Below are 13,523 nucleotides of genomic sequence, written 5' to 3' on the forward strand. Positions count from 1 at the left end.
CGCGGCCATCGATCCGTCCGAAACGGTGTATACCGGCCAAAGCGCAACGTCCGGTCATGCAGGATCCGATGTATCCCATTCCGCAGCCCGCTCTCACGCCCAACACCTTCGCGTATGAATCGCGCCCGCTGGTGAAGCCGACCGGCTTTCGCGAATACGACGCGCGCTGGCTGTTCCAGAGCGAGATCAATCTGATGGGGGTGCAGGCGCTGGGCCTGGGGCTCGGCACCTATGTCCGCCGCAGCGGCGTTCGCCCTGAGATCGTGGTGGGGCACGATTTCCGCGGCTATTCCTCGGCGATCAAATACGCGCTGATCGCCGGCCTGATGGCGGTGGGCCTGAAAGTTCACGACATCGGCCTTGCGCTGTCGCCGATGGCCTATTTCGCCCAGTTTGCGCTCGACGTGCCGTGCGTGGCGATGGTCACCGCCTCGCACAACGACAATGGCTGGACCGGGGTGAAGATGGGGGCGAACCGTCCCCTCACCTTCGGCCCCGACGAGATGGCGGCGCTGCGCGATATCGTACTCGCCGCCGATTTCGATCTTGCGCCCGGCAGCTATGCCTTCGTCGCGGATATGGCCGAGCGCTACATCGCCGACCTGCTGGACCGGCCAAAGCTCAGCCGCAGGCTCAAGGTGGTGTGCGCCTGCGGCAACGGCACCGCCGGCGCGTTTGCGCCGAAGGTGCTGGAGGGGCTGGGCTGCGAGGTGGTGCCGCTCGACGTCGAGCCCGACTATACCTTCCCGCGCTACAATCCCAACCCCGAAGACATGAAGATGCTGCACGCCATCGCCGACACCGTGACGGCGTCGGGCGCCGAGGTCGGCCTCGGCTTCGACGGCGACGGCGACCGCTGCGGCGTGGTGGATAATCGAGGCGACGAGATCTTCGCCGACAAGGTCGGTGTGATGCTGGCGCGGGATCTCTCCGCGATCCACCCCGGCGCCACCTTCGTGGTCGACGTCAAATCGACCGGCCTCTACGCCACCGACCCGGTGCTGATCGCAAACGGCGTCACCGCCGACTACTGGAAGACCGGCCATTCCTACATCAAGCGCCGCGTCAGCGAGCTTCGGGCGCTGGCCGGCTTCGAGAAGTCCGGCCACTTCTTCTTCGGCCCGCCGATCGGACGCGGCTACGACGACGGCCTGGTTTCGGCGATCGCGGTGTGCGAGCTGCTCGACCGCAATCCGGGAAAGACGCTGGCGGAGCTGAAGGATGCGCTGCCCAAGACGTGGTCGTCACCGACCATGTCGCCGCACTGCGCCGACGAGGTGAAATACCGCGTCGCCGACGCGGTGGTGAACCACTTCGCCGCGGCGAAGGCGAACGGCGAGCTCATCGCCGGCCAGCCGATCCGCGACCTCAACACCGTCAACGGCGTGCGGGTGACGGTGGCGGATGGCTCCTGGGGCCTGGTGCGGGCGTCCTCCAACAAGCCGGAGCTGGTAGTGGTGGTGGAAAGCCCGGTGTCGGAGCGCCGGATGCACGAGATGTTCGAGGCCATCGACGCCGTGCTGCGCCGCCATCCCGAGGTCGGCGCCTATAACCAGCGGCTGTGAGAACGCTGCCGGGTGATCACGTCATGTTCGGCTCAGGAATTTTCGCCGCGCGTCATTGGCGGTTGCGCATATAGACCTGGTCCGACAGGGTGATGTTGCCGGTCAGCACGTCGCCGAAGTTCGGGGTGTAGGTGTAGGTCGCCTCGCCCAGCACCCAATAGCTGGTGGCGTTGCCGTCGGTGAGACCGCCCGGCGGCGAAAAGCTCCCGGTCGCGCGTGCGGCACCGCGCAGGCTGTAGCTCCACAGCACCTTGGCGGTGCCGGTCGTGGCGATTTCGACGCAGGTCAGCGTCACCTTCAGCGGCGCCACCGGATAAGGCGCCGCCACGATGTCGGCGGCGGTGAAGGCGTTGGCGATGTCGCTCGGCACAGACGACACGCCCTTCTTGCACCCGCTGGATTGCGCGGTGAGGTCGGCGGCGGTGCGCACCGCCTGCGAGGTCTTGCGGTCGGCGCCGACCAGCTGCGTCACCTCGATGCCGCCGATATACAGCACCAGCATCACCGGCAGGATGATGGCGAATTCGGTCGCCGCCACCGCGCGGCAGTCGCCCAGGAAGCCGCGTCCGGGCGGTTGAAACAGCGGAGCCGTCATGGCGTGGTGCCCGTGCTGATGTACGGTTCGTTCTTGAACACCACCGTCGACACCAGCAGGCGGTTGCCATTGTCGAGGTCGGCAAAGCTGAGGCCGAAGGTGCGCATCAGCAGCGGGTACTGGTAGACCGCGCGCACCATCACGACGTCGCCGGCGGTGCCGGGATCGTAGGTCTGGCCGGTCGCAACCACCTCGCCGGCCGTAACCGGCGGGTCCATGCCGATGGAGCCCCAGCCGGAGGACGACTGCACGTCGAGGATCACCTTCGAGCAGTCGATCAGGCCAACGATCTGGCTGCACAGCTCGCTTTTGAACCGGTCCCTGGTGAAGTTGCCGTTCTGGGCCTGGCCGGTGAGGATCTTCCGCGACGCCAAGGTCGTCGCGGTGTCGAGCACCTGGCTCGCCCACATGAACAGCCCGGTTTCGAGGATCGCCAGCAGCACGGCCAGGAACGGCATCGCCACGATGGCGAACTCGACCGCGGCCGAGCCGTCGGCGCTAGCGCCCAGGCGCCGTATCGCCGGCACGCCGCATTGCCGCAACAGCCGCCGTCGCCAGCCCTGCCCTGCTGCATCCGCCATCTGACCGGCTCCGCTTGGTCTGTTATCGATTCAGATTATCGGACGATCATTGACGCGACGTTAGGAACTGACGCGCTGCGGCGGCGCCGCCATTGGGTTTTCATTAACGGTTACAGCCGCGGGCGACGCGGCAAGAATGGATTAACCATGCCGGGCATTTGCCGCGTCGGCGCGGCCAGAATGGTTTGACTTAAATCGGTAGGAAATTCCCGGCGGCTAGCGTTGGCGCAACCGCCGCGGCGACCAGATAGACCCGTGGCACAGCTCAAGCAGTCGCGGAGAGTGTTGTGAAAACTCGCATCGAGCGTTTCTGGCGGAACGATACGGCCCAGGTGACGGCCGAGTACGGCTGGGTCGCCGCCGGCCTGTCGCTGGCCACGCTGGTGGTGGCGATCGCCATCGCCACCCGGTTCGGCCACCACGTCCCGCTTTAGCGGCGGAAGTTGCACGCCGTCCGAGCACCGCGAACGGTTGCCGACAACGTTAACCGAGGTTTACCCAGAACAGCTCAGTCTTCATTAACTTCGTCTGGCATTCGAACAGTTACAGCCGGTTTCGACGATTGATTTAACGTGATCGCAACAAAACGATCTTATCGTTCACGCCGATCCCGGGGGGAGGTGCAGCTTATCCTCGGGCACTTTGCAGACAAATTCAGTTGGATCCTAGGAGCAAGACCATGACCATTCTTTCGCGCTTCGTGAAGGACGAGTCCGGCGCCACCGCCATCGAGTACGGCCTGATCGCCGCCCTGATCGCGCTCGCCATCGTCACCGGCGCCACCCTGCTCGGCACCGAGATCGGCGCCCTGTTCACCCGCATCGCTAACAAGCTGAAGCTTCAGGCTGTTTAAGAGCGCTTTGACAAGGACGCGCGGAGCGGGGTTCGCCTCCGATCCCGTCCGGGTTTTGCAAGGCCCCGGCACTGCCGGGGCCTTTTGCGTTGGCCGACACCGCGTCAGCTTGGGGCAAGCCTGCTCGGGACGGCCTCGCTCGCGCCGATGCGACGCCGCAGCCGGCAGGCGGCCGCGGCAACCGGATATTCACCGCCGTGGCCTAGACCTTGGTGACACCGCCGGCAGCCGGCGACAGGGAGGCGAAATTGCTGGTGACGTTGGTGGTGCTCTCGGTGTTTCCGATGGCGATGGCGTTCGCCGCGGCGAGCGACCTGATCACCATGCGCATCTCCAACCGGGTGTCGGCGGTGCTGGTGGTCGGCTTCGTCGTCGCCGCCGTGCTGACCGGACTGCCGTTGGCCGAAGTCGGCTGGCACGTCGCCGCCGCCGCGCTGGTGCTGGCGGTCACGTTCGGCTTCTTCGCCGCCGGCTGGATGGGGGGCGGCGACGCCAAGCTGGCGAGCGCCACCGCGCTGTGGCTCGGCTGGGGCTCGCTGCTCGAATACGCCCTGATCGCCTCGGCGCTGGGCGGCGCGCTGACGCTGATTCTCCTGTCGGTGCGAACCGTGCCGTTACCGGCGGCGTTACTGCGCCAGGACTGGGTGTTACGCCTGCACCACACCAAGGCCGGCGTTCCCTACGGCATCGCGCTCGCCGCCGCCGGCCTGCTGATTTATCCGCAAACCACGTGGATGGCGGCGATCGCGCCGGGCTGAGCCGGCTCAATCGGATACCTGAAATTAACCTTAAATTGACCGATCGCGGGTGAAATCTCGGCACGTCCCGGATTCTTGGCCGGGCTGCGTCCGGGGTGGTGGGTCATGAAACGCGCTCGCGTGGTGGTTCTGTTGGTCGCGCTTGGCGCCGGCGCCCTCGCCGCGCTGTTGGCCGCAGGCTCGCCACCGGCGAAGACCGTCGTCGTGCAGCAGCCGGCCAAGCAGATCGATACCGTCGACGTCCTGATCGCCAGCGTCGATATCGGCACCGGCAACACGGTCAAACCGGGCGATATCGCCTGGGAGGCCTGGCCCGCCGCGGCCGCGGGACCGCAATTCATCACTCGCGAGCACAAGCCGGACGCGCCCGAAGCCCTGTCGGGCACCATCGCCCGCACCGCGTTCGCCAAGGGCGAGCCGATCCGCGAAGCCAAGCTGATCCGCGCCGACGGCTCCGGCTTCATGGCGGCGATGCTGCCGCCGGGCATGCGCGCCACCTCGGTCGAGATCACGCCCGAGACCGGCGCCGCAGGCTTCATCCTTCCCAACGACCGCGTCGACGTCATCCTCACCAAGCGCAGCTCCAGCGAGAAGGCTGATGCCAAGGCCGAGACCGTGCTCGTCAACGTGCGCGTCCTGGCGATCGACCAGACGATCGAAGAAAAGAACGGCGACAAGGTCGTCGTCGGCAAGACCGCGACCCTCGAGCTCAACGGACGCCAGACCGAGACCCTCGCTCAAGCCCGCCAGAGCGGCTCCATTTCGCTCGCGTTGCGCTCGATCGCCGACGCCACCGACACCGAGCCGGTTCGCGATGGCGGCGTGAACATCATCTACGGCATGGCAACCGGCGCGGGCCACTGAGAACCGGGAACTGAGATGAAGACCACATGGTTGCACCGCGCGGTTCCGGCGACGCTCGCCGCGACCTTGCTGTTGGTGCCGGCGGCACCTTCGCCGGTCGCCGCCGCCGAGCCTGTCGTCCGGGTCGCCGACGGCGACTCCGGATCGCGCATGCTGGCGCTCGGCCGCGGCAAATCGGTCGCGATCGAGCTGCCGCGCGACGCCAAGGACGTGCTGGTGGTCGATCCCGACGTCGCCAACGCGGTGGTGCGCTCGGCCCGGCGCGTGTTCGTGGTCGGCGTCAAGGCCGGCCAGACCAACATCGTGTTCTTCGACACCGACGGACGCCAGATCGCCGCCTTCGACATCACCGTCGGCGTCGACACCGCCGCGCTGCAGGCCACGCTGCGCCGGCTGATGCCGAACGGCGACATCCGGGTCGATGCCGCCGGCAAGGCCGTGGTGCTGTCGGGCACCGTCGCCAACGCCGCCGACGCGGCCCAGGCCGTCAGCATCGCCGCGACCTTCCTCGCCGACGCGAAAGGCAGCGGATCGGGCGACTCGAAGCCGGCCAGTTCCGGCGACGACGGCACCAAGAACGTCATCAACCGCCTCACCATCCGCGCCAAGGAGCAGGTGATGCTCAAGGTGGTGGTGGCGGAGGTGAAGCGCACCGTGGTCAAGCAGCTCGGCGTCGACCTCAACGGCACGCTGACGGTCGGCACCGACATCGCGCTGCGCAACTACACCAACGTGTTCCCGGTCAATGGCGGCGCCATCGCCAATGGCGGGCTCGGCAATGCCGGCGGCTCGGGCATCGCGCCGGTATTCAACGGCTCGGGCGGCACGGTCGCGGCCATCATCCAGGCGATGGAGCAGGCCGGCGTGATGCGCACGCTGGCGGAGCCGACGCTGACGGCGATTTCCGGCGAGCAGGCCAAGTTCCTCGCCGGCGGCGAGTTCCCGGTGGCGGCGGGCCGCAACTGCGACACCTCGGGCTACTGCACCGTCGACATCCAGTGGAAGCCGTTCGGCGTCGGGCTCGACTTCACCCCGGTGGTGCTGTCGGAAGGACGCATCAGCCTGCGGGTCGGCACCGAGGTGTCGGAGCTGTCGTCCGACAACACCGTCCAGACCACCGCCGGCATCATCCCGTCCCTGAAGGTGCGCCGCGCCAGCTCGACCGTCGAGCTGCCCTCCGGCGGCTCGATCATGATGGCCGGCCTGATCAAGGAGGAGACCAAGCAGAGCGTCAACGGCACGCCGGGCCTGCAGAGCCTGCCGGTGCTCGGCACGCTGTTCCGCTCGCGCGACTACCAGAGCGGGCAGACCGAGCTGATGGTGATGGTGACGCCCTACATCGTGAACGCGGTGGCGCGCTCGGAGCTGCAGACCCCCGACGAGGGCTTCGCGCCGGCGTCCGACCCCTCCACCATCCTGCTCGGGCGGATCAACCGCATCTACGGCGTCGCCGGCAAGGTCGATCCGACCCGGCCCTATCACGGCACCTACGGCTTCATCATCGATTGAGCGGACCGGAGACCACCATGTCGAGATCACCCAAGATCGCCCGGCCCGTCTGGCGCAGCTCCGTTCTCGCCCGCGCTGCCGCCGGCACCGCGCTCGCCGCGCTGCTGGCGGGCTGCCACGCCGACCGCGTGGTCGAGAGCGGCTATCCGATGCCCTATGCCGAGCGCCACCCCATCCGCATCGCCGAGGGCGGCGCCGTCCACGAGATCCTGATCGGCACCGGCCGCGGCTCGCTGACGCCGCTGCAGCGCGCCGAGCTGACCTCGTTCGCCGGAAGCTGGCGCCGCCGCGGCACCGGCGGCGTCACCATCGAGGTGCCGGCCGGCAGCGTCAACGAGCAGGCCGCCCACGCCGCCACCCGCGAGGTGCGCGCGGTGCTCACCGCCGCCGGCATCCCGCCCCACGGCATCGCCGTCGCCTCCTACGTGCCGCTGCCGGAGAACACCCTGGCGCCGCTCAGGGTGGTCTATCCCACCGTCAAGGCGGAAGCCGGCCCGTGCGGCGTGTGGCCGGACGATCTCGGCGTGGCGGACTATGGGCTCCAGGTCGAGAACCGGCCCTATTGGAACTTCGGGTGCGCCAACCAGAAGGCCATGGCCGCCATGATCGACAATCCCGCCGATCTGGTGCAGCCGCGCTCGGTGCAGGCGCAGAGCGCAGCGCGGCGCAGAACCGTCATCGACGCCTATGTGCGCGGCCAGGACACCTCGACCGAGGTTCGTGACAAGGACGGCGAAAAAATCAGCGAGGTGGCGAAATGACGCGACAGGTTGCGCTTGCCCCGTCATTCCCCGCGCCCGAGCCGGGCGAGGAGCACATCGCGCCGGTGCCGCGCATCTCGATCCAGGCGTTCTGCGAAAGCCACGACGCCAGCGCCACCATTGCCGCCGCCGCCGAAGACCGCCGCATGGCGAAGGCCCATCTCAAGGTGCAGGCCGGCGGTATCGCCGCGGCGCTGGAGGCCTATCGCGGGGCGCCGACGCCGAACGTGATCGTCATCGAGCATTCCGGCGCGCGCGAGGACCTGCTGAACGGCCTCGACCGCCTCGCCGAGTGCTGCGACCTCGGCACCAAGCTGATCGTGATCGGCCGCCTCAACGACGTCCAGCTCTACCGCGAGCTGACCCGCCGCGGCGTGTCGGACTATCTGATCGCGCCGATCGGCCGCATCGACATCATCCGCGCGATTTCCGCGGTGTTCACCGCACCCGACGCCGAGCCGGTCGGCCGCACCCTGGCCGTGGTCGGCGCCAAGGGCGGCGCCGGCGCCTCGACCGTCGCCCACAACATCGCGTGGTCGATCGCCCGCGACATCGTCATCGACACCGTGGTGGTCGATCTCGACCTGCCGTTCGGCACCGCCGGCCTCGACTACAACCAGGACCCGCCACAGGGCGTGGCGGATGCGATGTTCGCGCCCGAGCGGGTCGATTCCGCCTTCATCGACCGGCTGATGTCCAAATGCGCCGAACACCTGTCGGTGCTGGCCGCACCGGCGACGCTCGAGCGCACCTATGATTTCGACGCCGAGGCGGTCGACCCGGTGCTCGACGTGCTGCGCACCACCGTGCCGTGGATCGTGCTCGATGTGCCGCATCTGTGGACCGGATGGGCCAAGCGAGCGCTGATCGCGGCGGACCAGATCCTCATCGTCGCCACGCCCGATTTGGCCTCGCTGCGCAATGCCAAGAACCTGATCGACCTGATCCGCGCCGCGCGGCCGAACGACCGGCCGCCGCTCTACATGCTGAACCAGGTCGGCGTGCCGAAGCGGCCGGAGATCCGCGCTGCCGACTTCGCCAAGGCGCTCGAAACCTCGCCGATCGTGTCGATGCCATTCGAGCCGCAACTGTTCGGCGTCGCCGCCAACAACGGCCAGATGGTCGCCGAGGTCGACGCCAAGCACCGCGTCACCGATACCTTCCGCCAATTGGCCCAGACCATCACCGGCAAGAACGACCCGAAGAAAACGCGCGCGTCGGCGCTGCTGACGCCGCTGATCGAGAAGATGCGGACAAAACTGGTCAAGAGCTGAGGTCGCCATGTTCGGCAAGCGTGCAGGTGTCGGACCGGGGCAGACCGGCGGGGTCGGGCTCAGCCCGACGCCTGTGACGACGGTGTTGACCGCGCCGACCCTGGTGCCCGCGCGCAGCCCCGAGGCGGGCCGGCCGCTTGAGCCGGGGCGGATGCTGCCCCCGGCGCCACCGCCGCCGCCCCACGACGCGCGCCGCTCCGAGCGCTTCTACGAGGTCAAGAGCCAGATCTTCGGCGCGCTGATCGAGGCGATCGACCTCACCCAGCTCGCCCGGCTCGACGGCGAGAGCGCACGCGAGGAAATCCGCGACATCGTCGCCGAAATCATCACGATCAAGAACATCGTGATGTCGATCGCCGAGCAGGAAGACCTGCTCACCGACATCTGCAACGACGTGCTCGGCTACGGACCGCTCGAACCGCTGCTGGCGCGCGACGACATCGCCGACATCATGGTGAACGGCGCCGAGACCGTCTACATCGAGACCCACGGCAAGATTCAGCAGACGTCGGTGCGCTTTCGCGACAACCAGCAGCTGATGAACATCTGCCAGCGCATCGTCAGCCAGGTCGGCCGCCGCGTCGACGAATCGAGCCCGATCTGCGACGCCCGCCTGCCGGACGGCTCCCGCGTCAACGTCATCGCGCCGCCGCTGGCGATCGACGGTCCGAGCCTGACCATCCGCAAGTTCAAGAAGGACAAGCTCACCCTCGACCAACTGGTCCGCCTCGGCTCGATCAGCTCGGAGGGCGCCGAGATCCTCAAGATCATCGGCCGTGTCCGCTGCAACACCGTGATCTCCGGTGGAACCGGCTCGGGCAAGACCACGCTGCTGAACTGCCTCACCAACTACATCGACCATGACGAGCGCGTCATCACCTGCGAGGACGCCGCCGAGCTGCAGCTGCAGCAGCCGCACGTGGTTCGGCTCGAAACCCGGCCGCCGAACCTCGAAGGCGAGGGCCAGGTCACCATGCGCGATTTGGTCAAGAACTGCCTGCGCATGCGGCCGGAGCGCATCATCGTCGGCGAGGTGCGCGGGCCGGAGGCGTTCGACCTGTTGCAGGCGATGAACACCGGCCATGACGGCTCGATGGGCACGCTGCACGCCAACTCGCCGCGCGAGTGCCTGTCGCGCATCGAATCGATGATCACGATGGGCGGCTATGCGCTGCCCTCCAGGACCATCCGCGAGATGATCGTCGCATCGATCGACGTCGTCATCCAGGCCGCCCGCATGCGCGACGGCACGCGCCGCATCACCCACATCACCGAGGTGATGGGCATGGAGGGCGACGTCATCATCTCGCAGGACCTGTTCGTGTACGACCTGCTGGGCGAGGACGCGGGCGGCAAGATCATCGGCCGCCACCGCTCGACCGGCATCGGCCGGCCGCGGTTCTGGGAGCGGGCCCGCTATTTCGGCGAGGAACGCCGGCTCGCCGCCGCGCTGGACGCATCCGAGGCCGCCGAAACGCCGGTCCGGAGCTGAGCGATGGCACTCGACTCGATCGCCGTCATCACGCTGGCCTCGATCTCGGCCGGCGGCATTGCCTGGGTGTTCCTTTATCCGCTGCTGTCGGGCGAGCGCCAGGCCGAGCGGCGGATGTCGCAGGTCTCCGCCCACGACGTCGCCGCCGCGCGGCGGGCCCGGCGCGACGAGCCGACCATCAACCGCCGCCAGCAGGTCGAGGACTCGCTGAAGGCGCTCGAGGAGCGCCAGAAGAACGCCAACAATCCCTCGCTGGCGATCCGCCTGAACCAGGCCGGCGTCAGCTGGTCCAAGCAGCAGTATTATCTGATCAGCGCCGGCATCGGCCTGACGCTGGGGCTGATCGCCCTCCTGACCGGGCAGCACCTGCTGGTGGCGCTCGGCGCCGCCTTCGCCGGCGGCTTCGGCATCCCGCGCTGGCTGCTGAGCTACCTCAAGAAGCGGCGCGAGGCGAAGTTCGTGCTGGAATTTCCCGCCGCCATCGACGTCATCGTTCGCGGCGTCAAGGCCGGCCTGCCGCTCGGCGACTGCATCACCATCATCGCCAACGAGGCGCAGGAGCCGGTCCGCACCGAATTCCGGCTGATCGTCGAGGCGACGACGCTGGGCGTGACGCTGCCCGAGGCGGTGACGAAGCTCTATGAGCGCGTGCCGCTGCCAGAAGCCAATTTCTTCGGCATCGTCGTCGCGATCCAGCAGCGCACCGGCGGCAACCTGTCCGAGGTTCTCGGCAACCTCTCGCGCGTGCTGCGCGACCGCAAGAAGATGAAGGGCAAGATCGCCGCGCTGTCGATGGAGGCCAAGGCCTCGGCGTGGATCATCGGCTCGCTGCCGGTGATCGTGGCATTTCTGATTTACCTCACCAGCCAGAAATACATCGAGCTGCTGTGGACCACGCCAATCGGCCAAGTTCTGCTCGTGTGCAGCGCGGTGTGGATGACCATGGGCATCCTGGTGATGAAGCGCATGATCAATTTCGACTTCTGAGGCGCCGCATGCTCGAACTCGTGATTCAAAAGCTGCAGGACACCACCTTCCTGACGGCGCTGTTCACGGCGATCGCGGTCGCGGCGACAGCCTGGACGCTGATCACCACGCTGGTGCCGGCGGACGGGCTGGAGAAGCGGATGAAGGCGGTCGCCGTCGAGCGCGCCGCGATCCGCCAGCGCGAGCGCGAACGGCTGGCGCACAGCGAGCGCATCGACCTGCGCGGCCGCAGCCCGAAGGACTACATGCGGGTTACGGTCGAACAGCTCAACCTGCGCAAATGGCTGGGCGAGGACGATGTCCGCGAAAAGCTGCGGCGGGCCGGCTTCCGCGGCCACGGTCCCTATGTGGTCTTTCTGTTCTTCCGCCTGGTGGCGCCGGTGGGGCTGTTCCTGTTCACCGCACTCTACATCTTCGCGATCGTGCCGCTGGACCTCCCGGCGACGGTGAAGATCATGATCTGCGTGGTGGCGGCCTATCTCGGCATCAAGGCGCCCGATATCTTCCTGAAGAATCGGATCCAGCAGCGCCATGCCTCGATCAAGCGCGCCTTTCCCGACGCGCTCGACCTGCTGCTGATCTGCGTCGAGGCCGGTATGTCGATCGAGGTGGCATTCCGCAAGGTTTCCGAGGAAATCGGCACGCAATCGGTGCCGCTCGCGGAGGAGTTCACCCTCACCACCGCGGAGCTGTCCTACCTGCCGGACCGCCGCGCCGCCTACGAGAACCTCGCCAACCGGGTCGACATCGACGGCGTCAAGGCGGTGTGCATGGCGTTGATCCAGTCCGAGCGCTACGGCACCCCGCTCGGCCAGACCTTGCGGGTCATGGCCCAGGAAAACCGCGACATCCGCATGACCGAGGCGGAAAAGAAGGCCGCGGCGCTGCCGCCGAAGCTGACGGTGCCGATGATCCTGTTCTTCCTGCCGGTGCTGTTCGTCGTGATCCTCGGACCGGCCGCGATCCAGATCATCAAGATGCGGGGGTGAGCGCCGCGCCGGCCGGGCCGGCTCCTCGCCACCGCTCCGGTTCTCCGCTGGTCAAGCCGGAGCGCCGGCTGCCGATCGCGACAATCCCATTCTCGAAGCCGGGGTCTCGATGACGCCGTTTCCGGGATCACGAAGCGGTGCGGCGCGGACATCCGATCCCCAAAAACCGAAATCTCCGCAAACCGGCGGCCGGCGTTGCGGAGATTGGCGTTTCGCGACGATCCAGGTGGCGGTCGCCGGCCGCCAGCCCTCAATGGGTCGACGTGCTGGCCGGCGCGTGCGCGGCGACAACCGCGGCTCCCGGACGCGGGGCCGGCTTGCCGGCCGAAGCCGACGTCTCGCCGGCGGCGCCGATTTTCTGCCAGTTGTTCGGCTGGGACAGCATCGTGCGCAGATAGGCGACGTTGGCCTGGGCTTCGGTCGGCGGCAGGTCCTTGCTCACCAGCCGTTCGGCCTCTTCGAACCGACCCTGCAGCCCGATCACGAGAGCAAGGTTTTGCCGAATGCGGGCGTCCGTCCGCGGCTGTTCCGCCGCCCGGCGCAGCACCGCTTCCGCCTGCGATAATTCCCGCGACAACATGTGCGACAATCCAAGATTGGACAGCACGGCAGGCTCCTCAGGGCTGATCGTCAAGGCCTGCTGGTAGACTTTTCGTGCGTCGGCATTGCGTCCCATTTGATCGAGCACCGCTCCCTGAACGTTGAGGATGCGCCAATCCGGCTGGTCGGGCGAATGGGCCCGCGACAGCGCCTCCAGCGCGGGTTCGAACTGACCGTTATCGGCGAGCGAGCGGCCATAGGCACCGGCCACGGCCTTGTCCTTGGGGTTGCGCAGCGTCGCCTGCTGCAGCACCGCGACTGCCTGCTCGCGCTGCCCGGTGGCGCGCAGCGCCAGCGCGTAGTCGACCGCGACGCGCGGATCGCCCGGGTTCTGGCGGTAGCGCCCGGACAGGCTGTCGACGCGCTGGCGCCAATCGCCCTTCCCGGTGTCGGATGAGGGCGCCACCGATCCTGTCACGTTGCCAGTGCTGGCGCAGCCGCCGGCCAACAGCCCGAGACCGACCGTCAAGGCCAGCAACGAACCACGGCAGAAACCGCCAGGGGAATTAGGCCGACCGTCGTACATGACACGCTCCGACACGGGCTTCGAATCCCGTCTTCTGAGCTTCGAACATGGGTTATTAACCCTAACGTGAGGTTAAGTGACGGCGAGACGCGGCTTCCGGGCCAGCGTGGTGACTGCCATTGGTGATCGGATTTCCCTTGAGTTTCCGTGGTTGATACGGTTTCCGGCT

The 13,523-nt window shown here is 67.5% G+C and carries 14 protein-coding genes; 11 read left to right on the forward strand and 3 right to left on the reverse strand.

Annotated elements, in window-relative coordinates; all coding sequences use genetic code 11:
• Positions 1–68: 68 nt before the first annotated feature.
• Positions 69–1,565: a phosphomannomutase/phosphoglucomutase gene (locus BVIR_RS13410; RefSeq protein WP_055038114.1), complete on the forward strand. Its 1,497-nt coding sequence runs from the start codon at positions 69–71 to the stop codon at positions 1,563–1,565.
• A 52-nt stretch (positions 1,566–1,617) separates the two neighbouring features.
• On the opposite strand, the gene BVIR_RS13415 is transcribed toward BVIR_RS13410, so the two are convergent.
• Both BVIR_RS13415 and BVIR_RS13420 read right to left on the reverse strand, forming a co-directional pair.
• Positions 1,618–2,160: a TadE/TadG family type IV pilus assembly protein gene (locus BVIR_RS13415; protein WP_055038115.1), complete on the reverse strand. Its 543-nt coding sequence runs from the start codon at positions 2,158–2,160 to the stop codon at positions 1,618–1,620.
• Positions 2,157–2,741, reverse strand: a complete 585-nt coding sequence (locus BVIR_RS13420) for a TadE/TadG family type IV pilus assembly protein (RefSeq protein ID WP_055038116.1) — start codon at positions 2,739–2,741, stop codon at positions 2,157–2,159. Before BVIR_RS13420 ends, BVIR_RS13415 begins: the two co-directional genes overlap by 4 nt.
• Before the next feature lie 287 nt (positions 2,742–3,028).
• On the opposite strand from BVIR_RS13420, the gene BVIR_RS16955 reads away from it, so the two are divergent.
• The 10 genes from BVIR_RS16955 to BVIR_RS13460 all read left to right on the forward strand — a co-directional run bounded on the left by BVIR_RS16955 (position 3,029) and on the right by BVIR_RS13460 (position 12,228).
• The gene (locus BVIR_RS16955; protein WP_145911957.1) at positions 3,029–3,175 is read left to right on the forward strand and encodes a Flp family type IVb pilin; all 147 of its coding nucleotides are present in this window, start codon (positions 3,029–3,031) and stop codon (positions 3,173–3,175) included.
• Between the two features lie 245 nt (positions 3,176–3,420).
• Positions 3,421–3,594 carry a Flp family type IVb pilin gene (locus tag BVIR_RS16515; protein WP_082417144.1) on the forward strand — a complete coding sequence of 58 codons (174 nt, stop codon included), beginning with the start codon at positions 3,421–3,423 and terminating at the stop codon, positions 3,592–3,594.
• Positions 3,595–3,842: 248 nt separating this feature from the next.
• Positions 3,843–4,352 (forward strand): A24 family peptidase, encoded by a 510-nt coding sequence (locus tag BVIR_RS13425; RefSeq protein ID WP_055038897.1) that lies wholly within the window; start codon positions 3,843–3,845, stop codon positions 4,350–4,352.
• Between the two features lie 105 nt (positions 4,353–4,457).
• Positions 4,458–5,216 carry a Flp pilus assembly protein CpaB gene (gene cpaB, locus BVIR_RS13430; RefSeq protein WP_055038117.1) on the forward strand — a complete coding sequence of 253 codons (759 nt, stop codon included), beginning with the start codon at positions 4,458–4,460 and terminating at the stop codon, positions 5,214–5,216.
• A gap of 15 nt (positions 5,217–5,231) precedes the next feature.
• Positions 5,232–6,725, forward strand: a complete 1,494-nt coding sequence (locus BVIR_RS13435) for a type II and III secretion system protein family protein (protein ID WP_055038118.1) — start codon at positions 5,232–5,234, stop codon at positions 6,723–6,725.
• 17 nt (positions 6,726–6,742) lie between these two features.
• Positions 6,743–7,486, forward strand: coding sequence for a CpaD family pilus assembly protein (locus BVIR_RS13440; RefSeq protein WP_055038119.1), 744 nt, complete (start codon positions 6,743–6,745; stop codon positions 7,484–7,486).
• Positions 7,483–8,760, forward strand: a complete 1,278-nt coding sequence (locus BVIR_RS13445) for a CpaE/TadZ family protein (RefSeq protein ID WP_055038120.1) — start codon at positions 7,483–7,485, stop codon at positions 8,758–8,760. The genes BVIR_RS13440 and BVIR_RS13445 overlap by 4 nt, the downstream gene beginning before the upstream one ends.
• Before the next feature lie 7 nt (positions 8,761–8,767).
• Positions 8,768–10,252, forward strand: a complete 1,485-nt coding sequence (locus BVIR_RS13450; protein WP_055038121.1) for a TadA family conjugal transfer-associated ATPase — start codon at positions 8,768–8,770, stop codon at positions 10,250–10,252.
• 3 nt (positions 10,253–10,255) lie between these two features.
• Positions 10,256–11,239, forward strand: coding sequence for a type II secretion system F family protein (locus BVIR_RS13455; protein ID WP_055038122.1), 984 nt, complete (start codon positions 10,256–10,258; stop codon positions 11,237–11,239).
• Between the two features lie 8 nt (positions 11,240–11,247).
• The gene (locus tag BVIR_RS13460; RefSeq protein WP_055038123.1) at positions 11,248–12,228 is read left to right on the forward strand and encodes a type II secretion system F family protein; all 981 of its coding nucleotides are present in this window, start codon (positions 11,248–11,250) and stop codon (positions 12,226–12,228) included.
• Between the two features lie 250 nt (positions 12,229–12,478).
• Here the strand turns inward: BVIR_RS13460 and BVIR_RS13465 are convergent, their stop codons facing one another.
• Positions 12,479–13,354, reverse strand: coding sequence for a tetratricopeptide repeat protein (locus BVIR_RS13465; RefSeq protein ID WP_082417147.1), 876 nt, complete (start codon positions 13,352–13,354; stop codon positions 12,479–12,481).
• Between the last annotated feature and the right edge of the window lie 169 nt (positions 13,355–13,523).

Source organism: Blastochloris viridis (assembly GCF_001402875.1).
GTDB classification, from domain to species: Bacteria; Pseudomonadota; Alphaproteobacteria; order Rhizobiales; family Xanthobacteraceae; genus Blastochloris; species Blastochloris viridis.

What these genes read in the sequence shown, in the direction of transcription:
- BVIR_RS13420 (WP_055038116.1), bottom strand. Translation starts at nt 2,741, where the DNA reads ATGGCGGATGCAGCAGGGCAGGGCTGGCGACGGCGGCTGTTGCGGCAA.
- BVIR_RS13410 (WP_055038114.1), top strand. Translation starts at nt 69, where the DNA reads ATGTATCCCATTCCGCAGCCCGCTCTCACGCCCAACACCTTCGCGTAT.
- BVIR_RS13460 (WP_055038123.1), top strand. Translation starts at nt 11,248, where the DNA reads ATGCTCGAACTCGTGATTCAAAAGCTGCAGGACACCACCTTCCTGACG.
- BVIR_RS13435 (WP_055038118.1), top strand. Translation starts at nt 5,232, where the DNA reads ATGAAGACCACATGGTTGCACCGCGCGGTTCCGGCGACGCTCGCCGCG.
- BVIR_RS13415 (WP_055038115.1), bottom strand. Translation starts at nt 2,160, where the DNA reads ATGACGGCTCCGCTGTTTCAACCGCCCGGACGCGGCTTCCTGGGCGAC.
- BVIR_RS13450 (WP_055038121.1), top strand. Translation starts at nt 8,768, where the DNA reads ATGTTCGGCAAGCGTGCAGGTGTCGGACCGGGGCAGACCGGCGGGGTC.
- BVIR_RS13465 (WP_082417147.1), bottom strand. Translation starts at nt 13,354, where the DNA reads ATGTACGACGGTCGGCCTAATTCCCCTGGCGGTTTCTGCCGTGGTTCG.
- cpaB (WP_055038117.1), top strand. Translation starts at nt 4,458, where the DNA reads ATGAAACGCGCTCGCGTGGTGGTTCTGTTGGTCGCGCTTGGCGCCGGC.
- BVIR_RS13445 (WP_055038120.1), top strand. Translation starts at nt 7,483, where the DNA reads ATGACGCGACAGGTTGCGCTTGCCCCGTCATTCCCCGCGCCCGAGCCG.
- BVIR_RS16515 (WP_082417144.1), top strand. Translation starts at nt 3,421, where the DNA reads ATGACCATTCTTTCGCGCTTCGTGAAGGACGAGTCCGGCGCCACCGCC.
- BVIR_RS13440 (WP_055038119.1), top strand. Translation starts at nt 6,743, where the DNA reads ATGTCGAGATCACCCAAGATCGCCCGGCCCGTCTGGCGCAGCTCCGTT.
- BVIR_RS13455 (WP_055038122.1), top strand. Translation starts at nt 10,256, where the DNA reads ATGGCACTCGACTCGATCGCCGTCATCACGCTGGCCTCGATCTCGGCC.